A 14434-nucleotide genomic window follows, 5' to 3' on the forward strand; every position below is an offset into this window, starting at 1 on the left:
CGTACGGCGCGGTGCCGCCATCGCGTGTTCGCGGTAACGCCCGTTCGCCATGGCGTGACCCACTGAATTCGGTGCCACTACCCGGGTGAGTAGTGGGCCGGGAAGAAAGCCGCGCTTACTGTCGTGCCATACCGGGTCGACGAAGGCGGTGAAACGGCGATGGCTGTGCTCGTCCAGAAATACGGCGGTACCTCGTTGCAGACGCTCGACCGCGTCCGCCGCGCCGCCCTGCGCATCGAGGAGGCGTGGCGGCGCTGCCCGTCGGTGGCCGTGGTCGTCTCCGCCCGCGGCGGCCGTACCGACGAACTGCTGCGGCTGGCCGCCGACGTCGGCGCCCCGGCCGCCTCCCGCGAGCTGGACCAACTGCTGGCCGTGGGCGAGGCGGAGTCGGCGGCGCTGATGGCCCTGACGCTGGGCGCCATGGGCGTGCCCGCCGTCTCGCTGACCGGCGCGCAGGCGGGGATCCGCACCACCGACCGGCACGGCGACGCGCTCGTCTCCGGCATCGGCGCCGAGCGGGTGCGGGCCGCGCTGGCCGGCGGCCGGGTGGCCGTGGTCACCGGGTTCCAGGGCGTCGACGCCGCGGGCGACGTCGCGACCCTGGGGCGCGGCGGCTCCGACACCACCGCCGTGGCGCTCGCGGCCCGGCTGCGCGCCGCGACATGCGAGATCTACACCGACGTGGACGGCGTGTTCACCGCCGACCCCCGCGTGCTGCCCGCCGCCCGCTGCCTGCCGTGGGTCGACCCCGGCGTGATGGCGGAGATGGCGTTCGCGGGCGCCCGGGTCCTGCACACCCGCTGCATCGAGCTGGCCGCCATGGAAGGGGTCGAAGTGCGCGTGAGGAACGTGTCGTCGCAGGCGCCGGGGACGACGGTGGCCGAGCGGCAGGACGACCGCCCGCTGGAGACCCGGCGGGCGGTCGTCGCGGTCACCCACGACACCGACGTCGCGCGGGTGCTCGTGCACTGCCGGGACAGCCGCCGCGACCTCGCGCCGGACGTCTTCGACGTGCTGGCCGCCCGCGGCACCGTGGTGGACCTGGTGGCCAGGTCCGGCCCGTACGAGAACGAGTTCCGGATGGGCTTCACGATCCGCCGCAGCGAGGCCGGCCGGGTGCGCGACGCGCTGCACGAGGTCGCCGCCTCCTTCGGCGGCGGCGTGCACTTCGACATGGACGTCGGCAAGGTCTCCGTCGTCGGCATGGGCCTGCTCAGCCGGCCGGAGTACGCGGCCCGGCTGATGGCGGCGCTGGCCACCGCCGGGATCCCGACGAGCTGGATCTCCACCTCGCAGACGCGGCTGTCCGTGATCGTGCCGCGCGAGCGCACCGCCGACGCCGTGGAGACCCTGCACCGCGCGTTCGACCTCGGCGGGCCGCCGCCGGACGGCGCCGCGCCCGCGGCCCCCGGCCGCTCCGCCACCGTTTGAGAGAGGCAGGACACAAGTGGCTGTACTCAACGCTTCGTTCGGCCGCGGGCTGCGCCTGCGACGCCTCTTCCGGCACGGCGACGGGCGGCTGCTCGTCGTCCCCCTCGACCACTCCGTCACCGACGGGCCGCTGCGCCCGGGCGAGCTGGACCCGCTGCTGGGCGAGCTGGCCGGCACCGGCGTCGACGCCGTCGTGCTGCACAAGGGCACGCTGCGCCACCTCGACCACGGCTGGTTCGGCGGCCTGTCGCTGATCCTGCATCTGAACGCGAGCACCAGGCACGCCCCGGACCCGGACGCCAAGTACCTGGTCGCGCACGTCGAGGAGGCGCTGCGCGCGGGCGCCGACGCCGTCAGCGTGCACGTCAACCTCGGCTCCCGCCAGGAGGCGAGGCAGGTCGCCGACCTGGCCGCGGTGGCCGGGGAGTGCGACCGCTGGAACGTACCGCTGCTGGCCATGGTCTACGCCCGCGGGCCGGAGATCGGCGACGCGCACGCGCCGGACCTGGTGGCACACGCCGCGCTGCTCGCCGCTGACCTCGGCGCCGACGTCGTCAAGACCGACTACGCGGGCACGCCCGAGGAGATGGCCGACGTCGTACGGGCCTGCCCGATCCCGGTGATCGTGGCCGGCGGCCCGCGCGCGGCCGACTCGGACGCCGTCCTGTCGTTCGTCTCCGACGCGCTGCGCGGCGGCGCGGCCGGGGTGGCGATGGGGCGCAACGTCTTCCAGGCCGAGAAGCCCGGCCGGATGGCCGCGTCGATCGCCCGGCTGGTGCACGAGGCCGGGCCGCCCCCGGGCCGTACCGGCATCGGCGGGGGTACCACCGCCAATGGGGGCACCCCCGCCAATGAGGGCGTAGCCGGTGGGGGAGAGGGCGTGGCCGGCGGGGGAGACCGGCTCGCGCTCACCCCCTGACGCCCCGCCCGTTCCGCCCGATCCCCGCCGACCGACCGCTCTGAGGAGAGATCCGTGAAGCTGTGCTGGCTGGACATCCGTGCCGCCGACGGGGCCAAGGAGGCCATCGTCGAAGAAGCCATCCACCAGCGGGTCGACGCCATCGTGGCCGCCGACCCCGCAGACCTGGAGCCGCTGCCCCCGACGGTGAAGAAGGTGCTCCTCCCGCTCGGCAGGCCGCTGCCGGAGAAGCTGGAGCCCGCCGACCTCGTCATCGTCGACCCCGCCCGCCACGGCGACCCCGCCGCTCTCGCCCACGCCCACGCGGGCGTGGAGTTCGGCCGCTACGTCGAGATCACCGACGCCGCCAGCCTGGACGACGCCTGCCGGGCCGCGCGGCACGACCGGTGGAGCCTGCTGGACTTCCGCGACCCCACCAAGATCCCGCTGGAGATCGTGCTCGCCGCCGCGGCCGGGGCCGAGGGCAGCATCGTCACCCGGGTCGCCGACGTGGAGGAGGCGGAGATCGTCTTCGGCGTCCTCGAACACGGCTCCGACGGCGTGATGCTCGCCCCGCGCCTGCCCGGCGAGGCGACCGAGCTGAAGGCCGCCGCGGTCACCCAGGCCGCGGACCTGTCGCTGGTGGAGCTGGAGGTCACCGGCATCCGCCGGGTCGGCATGGGCGAGCGGGCGTGCGTGGACACGTGCACCAACTTCCGGCTGGACGAGGGCATCCTCGTCGGCTCGCACTCCACCGGCATGATCCTGTGCTGCAGCGAGACCCACCCGCTGCCGTACATGCCGACCCGCCCGTTCCGCGTCAACGCCGGCGCGCTGCACTCGTACACGCTCTCCGCCGAGGGCCGCACCAACTACCTCAGCGAGCTGTCCTCCGGCGGCAAGGTGCTCGCCGTGGACTCCGCGGGCAAGACCCGCGTGGTCACCGTGGGCCGGGTCAAGATCGAGACGCGGCCGCTGCTCGCCATCGACGCGGTCGCGCCGTCCGGGGTGACGGTCAACCTCATCGTGCAGGACGACTGGCACGTACGGGTCCTCGGACCCGGCGGCGAGGTGCTCAACGTCACCGACCTGACCCCCGGCACGAAGGTGCTCGGGTACCTGCCCGTCGAGCAGCGGCACGTCGGCTACCCCATCGACGAGTTCTGCATCGAGAAGTGAGCGGGGCCGCGATGACGGCACAGCCCGTGCTGGACTTCCACGTACGCCTCGCTCCCCGGCCGGGCGCCGCCGCGCGGCTGCTGGCGGCGCTGGACGACTGCGGTGTGGCGCGCGCGGTGGTCTGCGCCGGCGGCACGATCGACCTCGACACGCTCGCCCGGCAGTTGACCGACGGCGGGCACGTCGAGACCGACGCCGACAACGACGCCGTGCTGGCGGCCTGCGCGGGCACCAGCGGGGGCGGCACCCCCGCCAATGGGGGCGCAGCCGGTGGGGGAGGGCGGCTGGTGCCGTTCTGGTTCGCCAACCCGCACCGCCCGCCCGGCGCGTACCGGGAACGGGCGGCCGAGTTCCGCGGCCTGGAGGTCTCACCGGCCGTGCACGGCGTGGCGCTCACCGACCCGCGCGTGACCGCCCTGGTGGAGGTCGCCGCCGAATACGGCCACCCGGTCTACACCGTGTGCCTCGCCCGCCCCGGCGCGGGCGTCGCCGACCTCGTCACCCTGGCCCGCCGGTTCCCGGGGACCGACTTCGTGCTCGGGCACAGCGGCATCGGCAACATCGACTTCCACGCCCTCGCCCTGATCCGCGACGAGCCCAACATCCTGCTGGAGACCTCCGGCGGCTACACCTGCGTCGCCGAGGCGGCGATCGACCGGCTGGGCGCCGCGCGCGTGGTCTTCGGCTCCGAGTACCCGCTCCAGCACCCGTCCGTGGAACTCGCCAAGTTCACGGCGATCGCCACCGCGCCCGCGGACTGGCGGCAGATCGCCTGGGAGAACGCACACCGACTACTGGGGGAGGAGAAACCGTGACCGACGCACCGGCGAGCCTGCCGCACATCGGCCAGTGGAACGGCCCCGGGGAACTGCGCGGACTGCAGGAGAAGCAGCTTCCGCAGACCGTCGCCTGGGCCGCCCGCTCGGCCTTCTACCGGCCGCACCTGGCCGGCGCCGCCGCCCTGCCCGCGACCGCCGCCGACCTCGCGGACCTGCCGCTGACGACCAAGCAGGACCTGCGGGACAACTACCCGTACGGCATGCTCGGCGTCCCGAGGGAACGCCTGGCGACGTACCACGAGTCGAGCGGCACCGCCGGCCGGCCCACGCCCTCGTACTACACCCAGGAGGACTGGCTCGACCTCGCCGAGCGCTTCGCCCGCAAGTGGATCGGCATCTCCGCCGCAGACGTCTTCCTGGTACGCACCCCGTACGCGCTGCTGCTCACCGGCCACCTCGCGCACGCCGCCGCCCGGCTGCACGGCGCCACCGTCGTGCCCGGCGACAACCGGTCGCTGGCCATGCCGTACGCCCGCGTGGTGCGCACCCTGCACGACCTGGACGTCACCCTCACCTGGTCGGTGCCGACCGAATGCCTCATCTGGGCCGCCGCCGCCACCGCCGCGGGCCACCGCCCGGGCGCCGACTTCCCCGCGCTGCGCGCGCTGTTCGTCGGCGGCGAGCCGCTGACGACCGCCCGCCGCCGGCGGATCAGCCGGCTGTGGGGGGTGCCGGTGATCGAGGAGTACGGCTCCACCGAGACCGGCAGCCTGGCGGGCGAGTGCGAGTACGGGCGCATGCACCTCTGGGCCGACCGGGCGCTGTTCGAGGTGTACGACCCGGAGACCGGGAGCGTCGCCGCGGAGGGCGCGGGGCAGCTCGTCGTCACCCCGCTGTACCGCGAGGCGATGCCGCTGCTGCGCTACAACCTGGAGGACGACGTCGAGGTCTCGTACGACGACTGCGACTGCGGCTGGCACCTGCCCACCGTCCGCGTCCTCGGCCGGGCCGCCTTCGGCCACCGCGTCGGCGACGCGCGGGTCACCCAGCACCGGCTGGAGGAGGTCGTCTTCTCCCTCCCCGACACCTACGGGGTGTACTTCTGGCGCGCCCGCGCGGAACCGGTGTCGCTGCGCGTCGAGATCGAGGTGCCGCCCGAGCACCGCGTGCACGCCGAGGCGGCGCTCACCGCCGCCGTACGCGCCGAGTTCGGCGTCGCCGCCGACGTCACCGGGCTGCCGCCGGGGTCGCTGATCCCGCGCGAGGCGCTCACGAACATGCCCGACGTGGTCAAGCCGCGCAGCCTGTTCGGCCCCGACGAGGACTGGAGCAAAGCGCTCCTCTACTACTGAGGAGGAAGGCATGTCGCAGATGAGGGTGGCCGTCGTCGGCGCCGGGATCGCCGGCCTCGCCTTCGCCGCCGCCCTGCGCCGCGGCGGGGCGGAGTGCCACGTCTACGAGCAGGCGGAGCAACTGGCCGAGGTCGGTGCGGGCGTGCAGGTCGCGCCCAACGCGACCCGGCTGCTGCACCGCCTGGGCCTGGGCGAGCGGCTGCGGGCCGCCGCGGTCGCCCCCGAGGCGATCGAGATGCGGCGCTGGGACGACGGCCTGATGCTCCAGCGCACCCCGCTGGGCGACAGGTGCCTGCGCCGCTTCGGGGCGCCGTACTACACCGTGCACCGCGCGGACCTGCACGCCGCGCTGCTGTCCGGGCTGCCACCGGACCGGCTGCACCTCGGCGCCCGGCTCGTCGCCGTCACGCAGGACGAGTCGGAGGCGCGGCTGCACCTGGCCGACGGGCGGACGGTCGCGGCCGACGCCGTGGTGGGCGCGGACGGCATCCACTCGGCGGTGCGCGAATGGTTCGTCGCCGACTGGCCGCGCTACTCGGGACAGACGATCTACCGCGGTCTCGTGCCCGCCGAGCGGGTGCCCCACCTGCTCGGCGAGCCGCGGGTGCGGCTGTGGTTCGGTCCCGGGCAGCACTGCGTCTGCTACCCCGTCTCGGGCGGCCGGCAGATCAGCTTCGGCGCCACCGTGCCCGCCGCCGCCTGGGAGGTCGAGTCCTGGTCGGCGCGGGGCGACACCGAGGGGCTGCGGGCGGCGTACAAGGGCTGGCACGAGGACGTCGTCGGACTGCTCGACGCGGCCGGGGCGGTGAGCAGATGGGCGCTGCACGACCGCGACGGCATCGACCGGCTCGGCTGGGGCCGGGCGGCCGTCATCGGCGACGCCGCCCACCCGATGCTGCCGTTCCAGGCCCAGGGAGCGAACCAGGCGATCGAGGACGCCGTCGTCCTCGCCCGCTGCCTCACCGACGCGGGACCCGCCGCGGGCCGGGACGAACTGCGCGCCGCCGTACGCCGCTACGAGCAGCTCCGCCTGCCCCGTACGGCCCGGATCCAGCGGCAGTCCCGCGCCAACGCCGAGACCTTCCACCTGGCCGACGGCAGCGCCCAGCGGCGCCGCGACACCGGCTCCCTCGCGGAACCGGGTCTTGACCGGCACCAGTGGCTGTTCGGCTACGACGCCGAGCAGGCAGTCGCCACGACCGGCAGGAGCTGATGATGGAACTGACCGGAATCGAGTCGACCGTCGCCCTGGTCACCGGCGCGGCGCAGGGCATCGGCGCGGCCGTGGCCACGACCCTGGCCGCCGCCGGCGCGCACGTCGCGGCGGCCGACCGCAACGCCGAGAAGCTGGCCACGGTCGTCGCCAAGCTGGCCGCGGAAGGCGTGCCGGCGCGCGGCTACGACCTCGACGTACGCGACAGCGCCGCGGTGGACGCGGCCGTCGCGCGCGTCGAGGACGAGCTGGGGCCCGTCGGCATCCTCGTCAACGCCGCCGGCGTCATGCACACCGGCCGCGTCGTCGAACTGCGCGACCGGCAGTGGGCCGAGACCCTCGCGGTCAACGCGGGCGGCGTGTTCCACGTCTCGCGCGCGGTGGCGCGGCGGATGATCCGCCGCGGGCGCGGCGCGATCGTCACGGTGGCGTCGAACGCCGCGGGCGTGCCGCGTACCGAGATGGCCGCGTACGCCGCCTCCAAGGCCGCCTCCGCGCAGTTCACCCGCTGCCTGGGCCTGGAGCTCGCGGGCCACGGCATCCGCTGCAACGTCGTCTCGCCCGGCTCGACGGACACGCCCATGCTGCGCGCGATGCACGACGGCGACCCGGAGCTGCGTGAGGTCGTCGAGGGCATGCCCGCCGAGTACCGCGTGGGCATCCCGCTGCACAAGCTCGCCCAGCCGCGGGACGTGGCGGAGGCCGTCGCGTATCTGGTCTCCGACCAGGCGGGCCATGTCACGATGCACGACTTGTACGTGGACGGCGGCGCCTCCCTGCACGTCTGACGCCGCCGGCCCACCGGCCCCCGAGGAAGGGAACACCACCGTGTCGGACCGCACTCACGTCGTCGTCGTCGGCGGAACGTCGGGCATCGGGCGGCACTTCGCCCAGTCCTGCGCCGACCGCGGCAGCGACGTCGTCATCACCGGCCGCGGCGAGGACCGCACCAAGGCCGCCGCCGACGAGATCGGCGGCCGCACCCGCGCGCTCGCGCTCGACCTGGCGGACCCCGAGGCCGCCATCGCCGCGCTGGCCGGCGTCGAGCGCGTCGACCACCTGGTGCTCACCGCGCTCGACCGGGACCGGAACACCGTGCGCGACTACCGCCCCGCGGACGCCACCCGGCTGCTCACCGTGAAGCTCACCGGCTACACCGCCGTCCTGCACGCCCTCGCCCCCCGCATGCCGGGACACGGCGCGGCCGTCCTGCTCGGCGGGCTGGCCAGCCACCGCCCGTACCCGGGCTCCACCACCGTGACCACCGCCAACGGCGGCATCGCCGCGCTGGTGCGGACCCTGGCGTTCGAGCTGTCGCCGATCCGCGTCAACGCCCTGCACCCGAGCATCGTCGCCGACACGCCGTTCTGGAGCGACAAGCCGGCCGCGCGCGCCGCCGCGGAGGAAAAGGCCCTCACCAAGCGGCCGGTGACGATGCGCGACTGCACCCATGCGATCACGTTCCTGCTGGAGAACCGCGCGATCAACGGCGTCAACCTGAACATCGACGGCGGCGACGTCCTCCTCTGACGACGCCTCTCCCGCATTTCGGAGAAGCCCCCGAACACGTGAATCCGCCGCACGGTCACGCCAATTCGCGTACCGCGCCGGAAGACCGCGTGAATGGGGCATGCCCGCCGGTGGCCGACGCCCGAGAATGCAGTGTGACCGCCACGTCAGGACGTCCGCGTCCCGGCGTCCCTGTCAAGGAGGTGTCATGAGTTCGACGGACTCGCCGGCGGGCGGCGACCGCTATGTCGCCGTACACGGCAGCGCCGGGTTCAAAACCCTGCAGCGTAAGACGAATTCCTTCCTCATCCGGGCGAGCGTCCTCTTCTTCGGATGGTGGTTCATCGGGACGTCGCTGGCCGCATTCGCCCCCGGATTCTTCCGGCAGGAGATAGGCGGCCCCGTGAACGTCGGGCTGCTTTTCATGTTTCTCACGTTCGTGGTCGTCGTGACGGTCTGCGCCAGTTATCTGCGCTACGCCGCGAACCGGCTCGACCCCTTGACCGACCAGGTCCGGGCGGAACTGGAAGGAGAGCCGCGATGAGCACGATCCTCGCCGACCCGCCGCCGCCCATCGACAACACCTGGGCGGCGAACGGGATCGCGATACCCGCGACGCTGGCCGCCGCCGTCGCCGTGTACTTCGTCGTCAAGTCGGTACGCGACAGCGTGCGCACCTCCGACGACTTCCTCATCGCCGGCCGGCGGATCGGGCCCGTGCAGAACGCCGTCGCGCTGGCGTCCGCACCGCTCATGTACTCCACCCTGTTCATCATCACCGGGCACATCGCGCTCAACGGCTACGACGCCGCGATGCTGCTGACCGCGTTCACCACCTCGATGGTGCTCGGCGTGCTGCTCTTCGCCTCGCCCATACGCAACCTCGGGGGGCACACCCTCGGCGACATCTTCGCCATGCGCGCGGAGGAACGCCAGGCGCGCAAGGCCGCGGCGGTCGTCACCCTGCTGATCTACGGGATGTTCACGATCATCAGCCTCGCGGCGATCGCCTTCATCTTCAACCGCTGGTTCGCCCTGGACAACGTCGTGGGACTGGGCCTCTCGGTCCTGGTCGTGGGGCTCGTCACCGTCCTGTACGCGGCCATGGCCGGCATGCCCGGCGTCACCCGGCTGCTGGTGTTCAAGGCGATCCTCACGCTCACCGTCGTGCTGGTGCTGACGCTCCTGGTGCTCGCGAAGTTCAACCTCAACGTCCTCGACATCCTCGACAAGGCCGAGGCCAACCGCCAGGACGTCCCCGCCGGCTACGACCTGCTCGGCCCGGGACGCGAGTTCGGCGAGGGCCAGCACCGGCTGGTCCACCTCTCCAAGCTCTTCTGCGTCGCCGTCGGCGTCGCCGCCATCCCGTTCCTCTTCATGCGCAACTTCGCCACCACCAGCGGCAGGGACGCCCGCCGCTCCGCCGGCTGGGCGTCGATGATCGTCGTCGGTATCTACCTGTGCATGGCCGTCGTCGGCTTCGCCTCCGTGGCGGTGCTCGGCTCCGAGCGGATCGGCGTGATCAAGGCCCACCGCGACATCAGCCTGCCCAAGCTCGTGGACGAACTGGGCGGACCGGTGATGGTCGGGGTGCTCGCGCCGATCGCCCTGCTGACGATCGTCGGCGTCTACGCGGCCCTGCTCATCAACGCGGTCACCTGCGTCACCAAGGACCTCAACGTCGTACGCGGCCGCAAGCCGTCCCCCGCCGACGAGCTGAAGGACATCCGCCGCAACACCGTCCGGATCGGCGTCGTCTCGGTGCTCATCGGCGTCGCGATGCTCCCGGTGCGCACCCACATCTTCATCCCGACCTCCATCGACCTGGCCGGCACCGCGATCCTCCCGGCCGTCGTCTACGCCCTCTTCTGGCGCCGGTTCAACACCTCCGGGCTCAAGTGGATCGTCTACGGCGGCACGGCCCTGCTGTTCTTCCTGGTGATCTTCTCCAACGGGGTCACGGGCCCGGACGACGCCATCTTCCCCGGCCACGACATCAAGTTCGTCGACATCGAACCCGGTCTGATCACCGTGCCGGCCGGCTTCGTGCTCGGCTACCTCGGCTCGATCGCCAGCAAGGAGCGCGACGACGCGGCCTTCGCCGAGATGCAGGTACGCGCCCTGACCGGCGGCCTCGCACCCGGCGCCGGCAAGGACGCCGCCCATGGCGCGGCGGCCGCGCCGGCCGGCTCCCCGAACGGGCAGCACCCCAACGGCCGGGGGCCCGGCGGCCCCGACGACCGAGGCAACCAGCCCCGTACACACAGCGAGGCCCGCTGAGCCCGCCGGGCGGCACCGCCGCCCGAGCGCGCTGAGCCACGACCGAACGACAACGCGACTGTGTGGGGCGGCCCGGGTGCCGCCCCACACGCCTGGGGAGGCAACCGTGGATCCGGCACCGGTACTCGTCGTGGGCGCAGGCCCGGTCGGCATGGCAACCGCGCTCGCGCTCGCCCGCCGGGGCGTCCGGTGCGTACTCGCCGACCAGGACTTCGAGACCTCCGTCCACCCCAAGCTCGACTACGTGAACGCCCGCAGCATGGAGTTCTTCCGCCAGCTCGGCCTCGCCGGCGACGTCCGCGCCGCCGGCGTCGCGCCCCGGCACCCCGCCGACGTGATCTGGTCCACCGGGCTGGCCGGCCGGCCGCTCACCACCTGGGCGCTGCCCTCCGTCGACGAGGAGCGGCGGCGCATCGCCGCGTACGACGACGGCACCCGGCCGGCGGAACCCGGCCAGCGGATCTCCCAGACCGACCTGGAGCCCGTGCTGCGCGCGCACTGCCGCCGCAGCCACCTCGTCGACCTGCGCCCGGGACTGCGGTTCGACACCCTCACCCAGGACGACCAGGGCGTGACCAGCAGCCTGCGCGACGTCATGACCGACGAGCGGATCCGGATCAGGTCCCGGTACGTGATCGGCTGCGACGGCGCGTCGAGCCGCGTCCGCGCCGTCCTCGGCATCGGCGAGGACAGCTTCGGCGTCCCCGGGCTGCCCGGCGCCTTCATGGTGCACTTCAAGAGCCGCGACCTGGCGTCCCTGCACCGGCACGGCCCGTTCTGGCACTACTTCGCCTTCCGCTACGTCGTCATCGCCCAGGACGAGAAGGACACCTGGACCGTGCACGTCAACGGCGCGCACCCGGACGAGTTCGCCACCCCGCCCGCCGACCCGGCGGCCTTCCTGCTGGCGACCCTGGGCACCGAGCTGAAGATCGACAAGGTGCTGCTGACCTCCCGCTGGCGCCCCGGCTTCATGCTCGCCGACCGCTACCGCGCCGGTCGCGTGCTGCTCGCCGGGGACGCCGCGCACCGCATGTTCCCCACGGGCGCGTACGGCATGAACACCGGCATCGGCGACGCGATGGACGCCGCCTGGAAGGTCGCCGCCCTGGTCCGGCACACCGGTGGCCCCGCGCTGCTCGACAGCTACGAGACCGACCGCCGCCCGGTCGGGCTGCGCAACATGCGCACCTCGCACCGGCACATCGGCGTGCACATGAAGGCCGGCGGCCTGCTGCGCGACGGGGCCCCGCCCGCCGCGGTGGCGGAGTTCCTGGACCGCGAGCGCGGCGAGAACGAGTACCGCGGCGTCGAGCTCGGCTACCGCTACGACGACTCGCCCGTCGTCTGCCACGAGGACGGCCCTGCGCCCCGCTGGGCCCCGGAGGCGTACACGCCGACGACCTGGCCCGGCAGCCGCCCGCCCAGCGTGCTGCTGGCGGACGGTACGCCGCTGTTCGACCTCTTCGCCACGGACTTCACCCTCGTCGACTTCGCGGGCGACGGCCGCGCCGGGCCGCTGCTGCGCGCCGCCGCCGCGCAGGGCGTGCCCGTCCGGCACACGGTGGTGCGGGACGTGCGGGCGCGGGAGCTGTGGGAGCGGGACCTCGTGCTGCTCCGCCCGGACCACCATGTGGCGTGGCGCGGCAACAAGGCGCCCGCGAACGCGGCGGCGGTGGTGCGGCGCGTACGGGGCGCGGATCCGGCCCGCTGACGGCCGGCCCGCTGACGCCCGATCCGCCTGCTACCCGATCCGCTGGCTGCCCGATCCGCTTGCTGCCTGGTCAGCCGGCGGCCGCCGCCGGGAGGGTCGGTACGGACCCTCCCGGCGGCGGCCGGTACCCAACGGCGCCGGCCGCCGGCGGGGTGGAAGTCACCCGCCGGCGGCCGGCGCCCGGCCTTCGCGGTGCTCGCTCAGCCGCCGTTCACCTTCCGCTGCACGAACTTGTAGCTCAGATCGCCGATCTCGGGCGCGTACTGCTCGGCGGCCTCGACCGAGGACCGGAAGTTCTCCCCGGCCCAGATCCGGCTCTCGCCGCAGTCGTCGGCGAACTCCGTCCAACTGTTCCACTGCAGCGAGACGTCGGCGGCCGGGGTGACACCCGGCTCGACCAGCGAGGAACCCTTGGGGAAGCTGGCCGTCACCTTGATCTGGTCGCTGCCGGTGAACTGCCGTACCTGCGCGGCGAAGGCGAGGCAGAGCGCGGAGCTGGCGGACGGGTACTCGGGGTGGTCGGCCGAGACGGAGTCCAGATAGCCCTGCCACTCGCGGCCGGTGATGTCGCCGACGGTGCCCTGCCCGGGCCCGCCCCAGGCGGTCACCTTGCGGTCCCCGTACAGGTACTCGATCGCGGTGCCCGGCCGCACCGAGTCGTACTTGCGCTTGTAGTGCCAGGTCGCGATGGTGACGTCGATGAACGCCACGTCCGACATGGTGATGTAGTGCACGGTCTGCTCGGTGTTCAGCTTGCCCGCCAGCACCACCGGCGTGCCCGCGTACTGGCCGAAGGTCAGCACCTTGTCGTTGAACAGCTCGGCGGTCATCTTCTGCTCGTCGGTCAGGTTCGCCGACGCCTTGAGCACCTCGTCCGCCTGCCGCTGGTAGGCGCGGCGGTTGTAGTGGTTGCTGTTCACCGGCGGCGAGACCTTGAACTCGGTCGGGCTGTCGTACGTGAACGGCTTCACCCTGCCGTAGTACGGGGTCGCGAACTGCTGGTCCTTGTAGACGTCCCGGGTCGAGGACGTGCCCGGCTGCCAGCGCGACGGATTGCGCAGCTCGTAGGCGGAGTTGACGGGCTTGTAGCCGGTGTAGTCCGCGTAGGGCTTCTTGTTGTACTTGCGGCCGCCCATCCCGCCGTCCCGGTTGCTGCCGTCGTCCTGCCGCCCCGCCATCGCGTTCTTCGCCGCGAGGATGCCGATGCCGCTGGGCGTCGTCGGGTCCTCGGCGGTGGCGCCGGGGTCGAGACCGGCCGCGTCCATCATCTCGATCCACCGGTCCTTGTACTCCGGCAGCAGCGCGTTCAGCGAGGTGAACGCCGCGTAGGTGACCGCGGTGTTCTGGTTGCGCGTCGTGTGCTCGGATTCCGGGCGGCGCGGGATATCGGAGAAGATGCCCTTCGCCGTGGGGTGATAGGGCGCGATGGCGTCGAACCACGGCATTTCGATGAGCATCGCGTGGTCCACGGTCAGCGACACCGCGCGTCCTGAACTCTCCTCGCGCGACACCCGCTGGAACTTCGGATACACGACTTCCATCAGCACGTTGTCATGGTCGATGTCGAAGCCGTCGTCCTGCGACGACGCCGGCACCGCACTCGTCAGGGTCCCCGTCAGCGCCGCCGCGGTGGCGATGGCCACCGCGTATCCCAGGCGCCGGCTACGCAGCCGTGTCACTTTCGCCACCGGACGATCTCCTTGTTCGTGCGTGGGCTGAATCCGCAAATGGGCGCGTCGTATTCGGCAGTGGAATTGCACACTGATCAAGGAGGCTAGACCTGCGATCTGCCGCCGGTCCACTGCTCGATCGGGTAGTGGGCACTACCCATGCTGGAGCATTTGCGGATGTTGCCCGCGCGGGCGGCCGCCGGGGAGAATTCGCCGGAATTCGGTCCGTGCCGACGGGAGTTCGGCGGTGTCCGCCCGGAGACGGGAGAACGGGCGCGGGGGGGGGGGGGGGGGGGCCGGGCGCCCCCCCCCCCCGGGGGGGGGGGGGCGGGCGCGCGCCCCCCCCCCCCCCGCGCGGCCGCGGGGGGCCGGGGGCGGCCCCCACAAGGCGCTACGCAGAGGCCGCCGG

General features: G+C 73.2%; 12 protein-coding genes. 11 read left to right on the forward strand and 1 reads right to left on the reverse strand.

What is annotated here, in order from left to right; genetic code table 11:
- Positions 1–159: 159 nt before the first annotated feature.
- The 11 genes from ACFYVJ_RS27350 to ACFYVJ_RS27400 all read left to right on the forward strand — a co-directional run bounded on the left by ACFYVJ_RS27350 (position 160) and on the right by ACFYVJ_RS27400 (position 12355).
- On the forward strand, positions 160–1431 hold the full coding sequence (locus ACFYVJ_RS27350; protein WP_388896654.1) for an aspartate kinase: 1272 nt from the start codon (positions 160–162) through the stop codon (positions 1429–1431).
- A 16-nt stretch (positions 1432–1447) separates the two neighbouring features.
- Positions 1448–2350: a 2-amino-3,7-dideoxy-D-threo-hept-6-ulosonate synthase gene (locus ACFYVJ_RS27355; protein ID WP_388896658.1), complete on the forward strand. Its 903-nt coding sequence runs from the start codon at positions 1448–1450 to the stop codon at positions 2348–2350.
- A 54-nt stretch (positions 2351–2404) separates the two neighbouring features.
- Positions 2405–3508, forward strand: a complete 1104-nt coding sequence (locus tag ACFYVJ_RS27360; protein ID WP_388896661.1) for a 3-dehydroquinate synthase II family protein — start codon at positions 2405–2407, stop codon at positions 3506–3508.
- An 11-nt stretch (positions 3509–3519) separates the two neighbouring features.
- Positions 3520–4323: an amidohydrolase family protein gene (locus tag ACFYVJ_RS27365; protein ID WP_388896663.1), complete on the forward strand. Its 804-nt coding sequence runs from the start codon at positions 3520–3522 to the stop codon at positions 4321–4323.
- Positions 4320–5639: a phenylacetate--CoA ligase family protein gene (locus ACFYVJ_RS27370; protein ID WP_388896666.1), complete on the forward strand. Its 1320-nt coding sequence runs from the start codon at positions 4320–4322 to the stop codon at positions 5637–5639. The genes ACFYVJ_RS27365 and ACFYVJ_RS27370 overlap by 4 nt, the downstream gene beginning before the upstream one ends.
- Positions 5640–5649: 10 nt before the next feature.
- A complete protein-coding gene (locus ACFYVJ_RS27375; RefSeq protein WP_388896668.1) occupies positions 5650–6852 on the forward strand; it encodes an FAD-dependent monooxygenase in 1203 nt (400 codons plus the stop codon).
- A 2-nt stretch (positions 6853–6854) separates the two neighbouring features.
- Positions 6855–7640, forward strand: a complete 786-nt coding sequence (locus ACFYVJ_RS27380) for a 2,3-dihydro-2,3-dihydroxybenzoate dehydrogenase (protein WP_388896671.1) — start codon at positions 6855–6857, stop codon at positions 7638–7640.
- A gap of 40 nt (positions 7641–7680) precedes the next feature.
- Entirely contained in the window at positions 7681–8382 is a 702-nt protein-coding gene (locus ACFYVJ_RS27385; protein WP_388896674.1) for an SDR family NAD(P)-dependent oxidoreductase, read from the forward strand.
- A 187-nt stretch (positions 8383–8569) separates the two neighbouring features.
- Complete coding sequence (locus ACFYVJ_RS27390; protein WP_326799023.1) at positions 8570–8905, forward strand: DUF485 domain-containing protein; 336 nt, start codon at positions 8570–8572, stop codon at positions 8903–8905.
- Entirely contained in the window at positions 8902–10641 is a 1740-nt protein-coding gene (locus tag ACFYVJ_RS27395; protein WP_388896677.1) for a cation acetate symporter, read from the forward strand. Before ACFYVJ_RS27390 ends, ACFYVJ_RS27395 begins: the two co-directional genes overlap by 4 nt.
- 106 nt (positions 10642–10747) lie before the next feature.
- Complete coding sequence (locus ACFYVJ_RS27400; protein ID WP_388896680.1) at positions 10748–12355, forward strand: FAD-dependent monooxygenase; 1608 nt, start codon at positions 10748–10750, stop codon at positions 12353–12355.
- 200 nt (positions 12356–12555) lie between these two features.
- On the opposite strand, the gene ACFYVJ_RS27405 is transcribed toward ACFYVJ_RS27400, so the two are convergent.
- Positions 12556–14043 (reverse strand): vanadium-dependent haloperoxidase, encoded by a 1488-nt coding sequence (locus ACFYVJ_RS27405; RefSeq protein ID WP_388896683.1) that lies wholly within the window; start codon positions 14041–14043, stop codon positions 12556–12558.
- Positions 14044–14434: the final 391 nt, after the last annotated feature.

Source organism: Streptomyces sp. NPDC004134, from assembly GCF_042874195.1.
In the GTDB taxonomy this organism is placed as follows: Bacteria; Actinomycetota; Actinomycetes; order Streptomycetales; family Streptomycetaceae; genus Streptomyces.

Excerpts from the sequence above, each read along its gene's own strand:
- ACFYVJ_RS27365 (WP_388896663.1), top strand. The coding sequence starts at position 3,520 with ATGACGGCACAGCCCGTGCTGGACTTCCACGTACGCCTCGCTCCCCGG.
- ACFYVJ_RS27380 (WP_388896671.1), top strand. The coding sequence starts at position 6,855 with ATGGAACTGACCGGAATCGAGTCGACCGTCGCCCTGGTCACCGGCGCG.
- ACFYVJ_RS27375 (WP_388896668.1), top strand. The coding sequence starts at position 5,650 with ATGTCGCAGATGAGGGTGGCCGTCGTCGGCGCCGGGATCGCCGGCCTC.
- ACFYVJ_RS27395 (WP_388896677.1), top strand. The coding sequence starts at position 8,902 with ATGAGCACGATCCTCGCCGACCCGCCGCCGCCCATCGACAACACCTGG.
- ACFYVJ_RS27390 (WP_326799023.1), top strand. The coding sequence starts at position 8,570 with ATGAGTTCGACGGACTCGCCGGCGGGCGGCGACCGCTATGTCGCCGTA.
- ACFYVJ_RS27350 (WP_388896654.1), top strand. The coding sequence starts at position 160 with ATGGCTGTGCTCGTCCAGAAATACGGCGGTACCTCGTTGCAGACGCTC.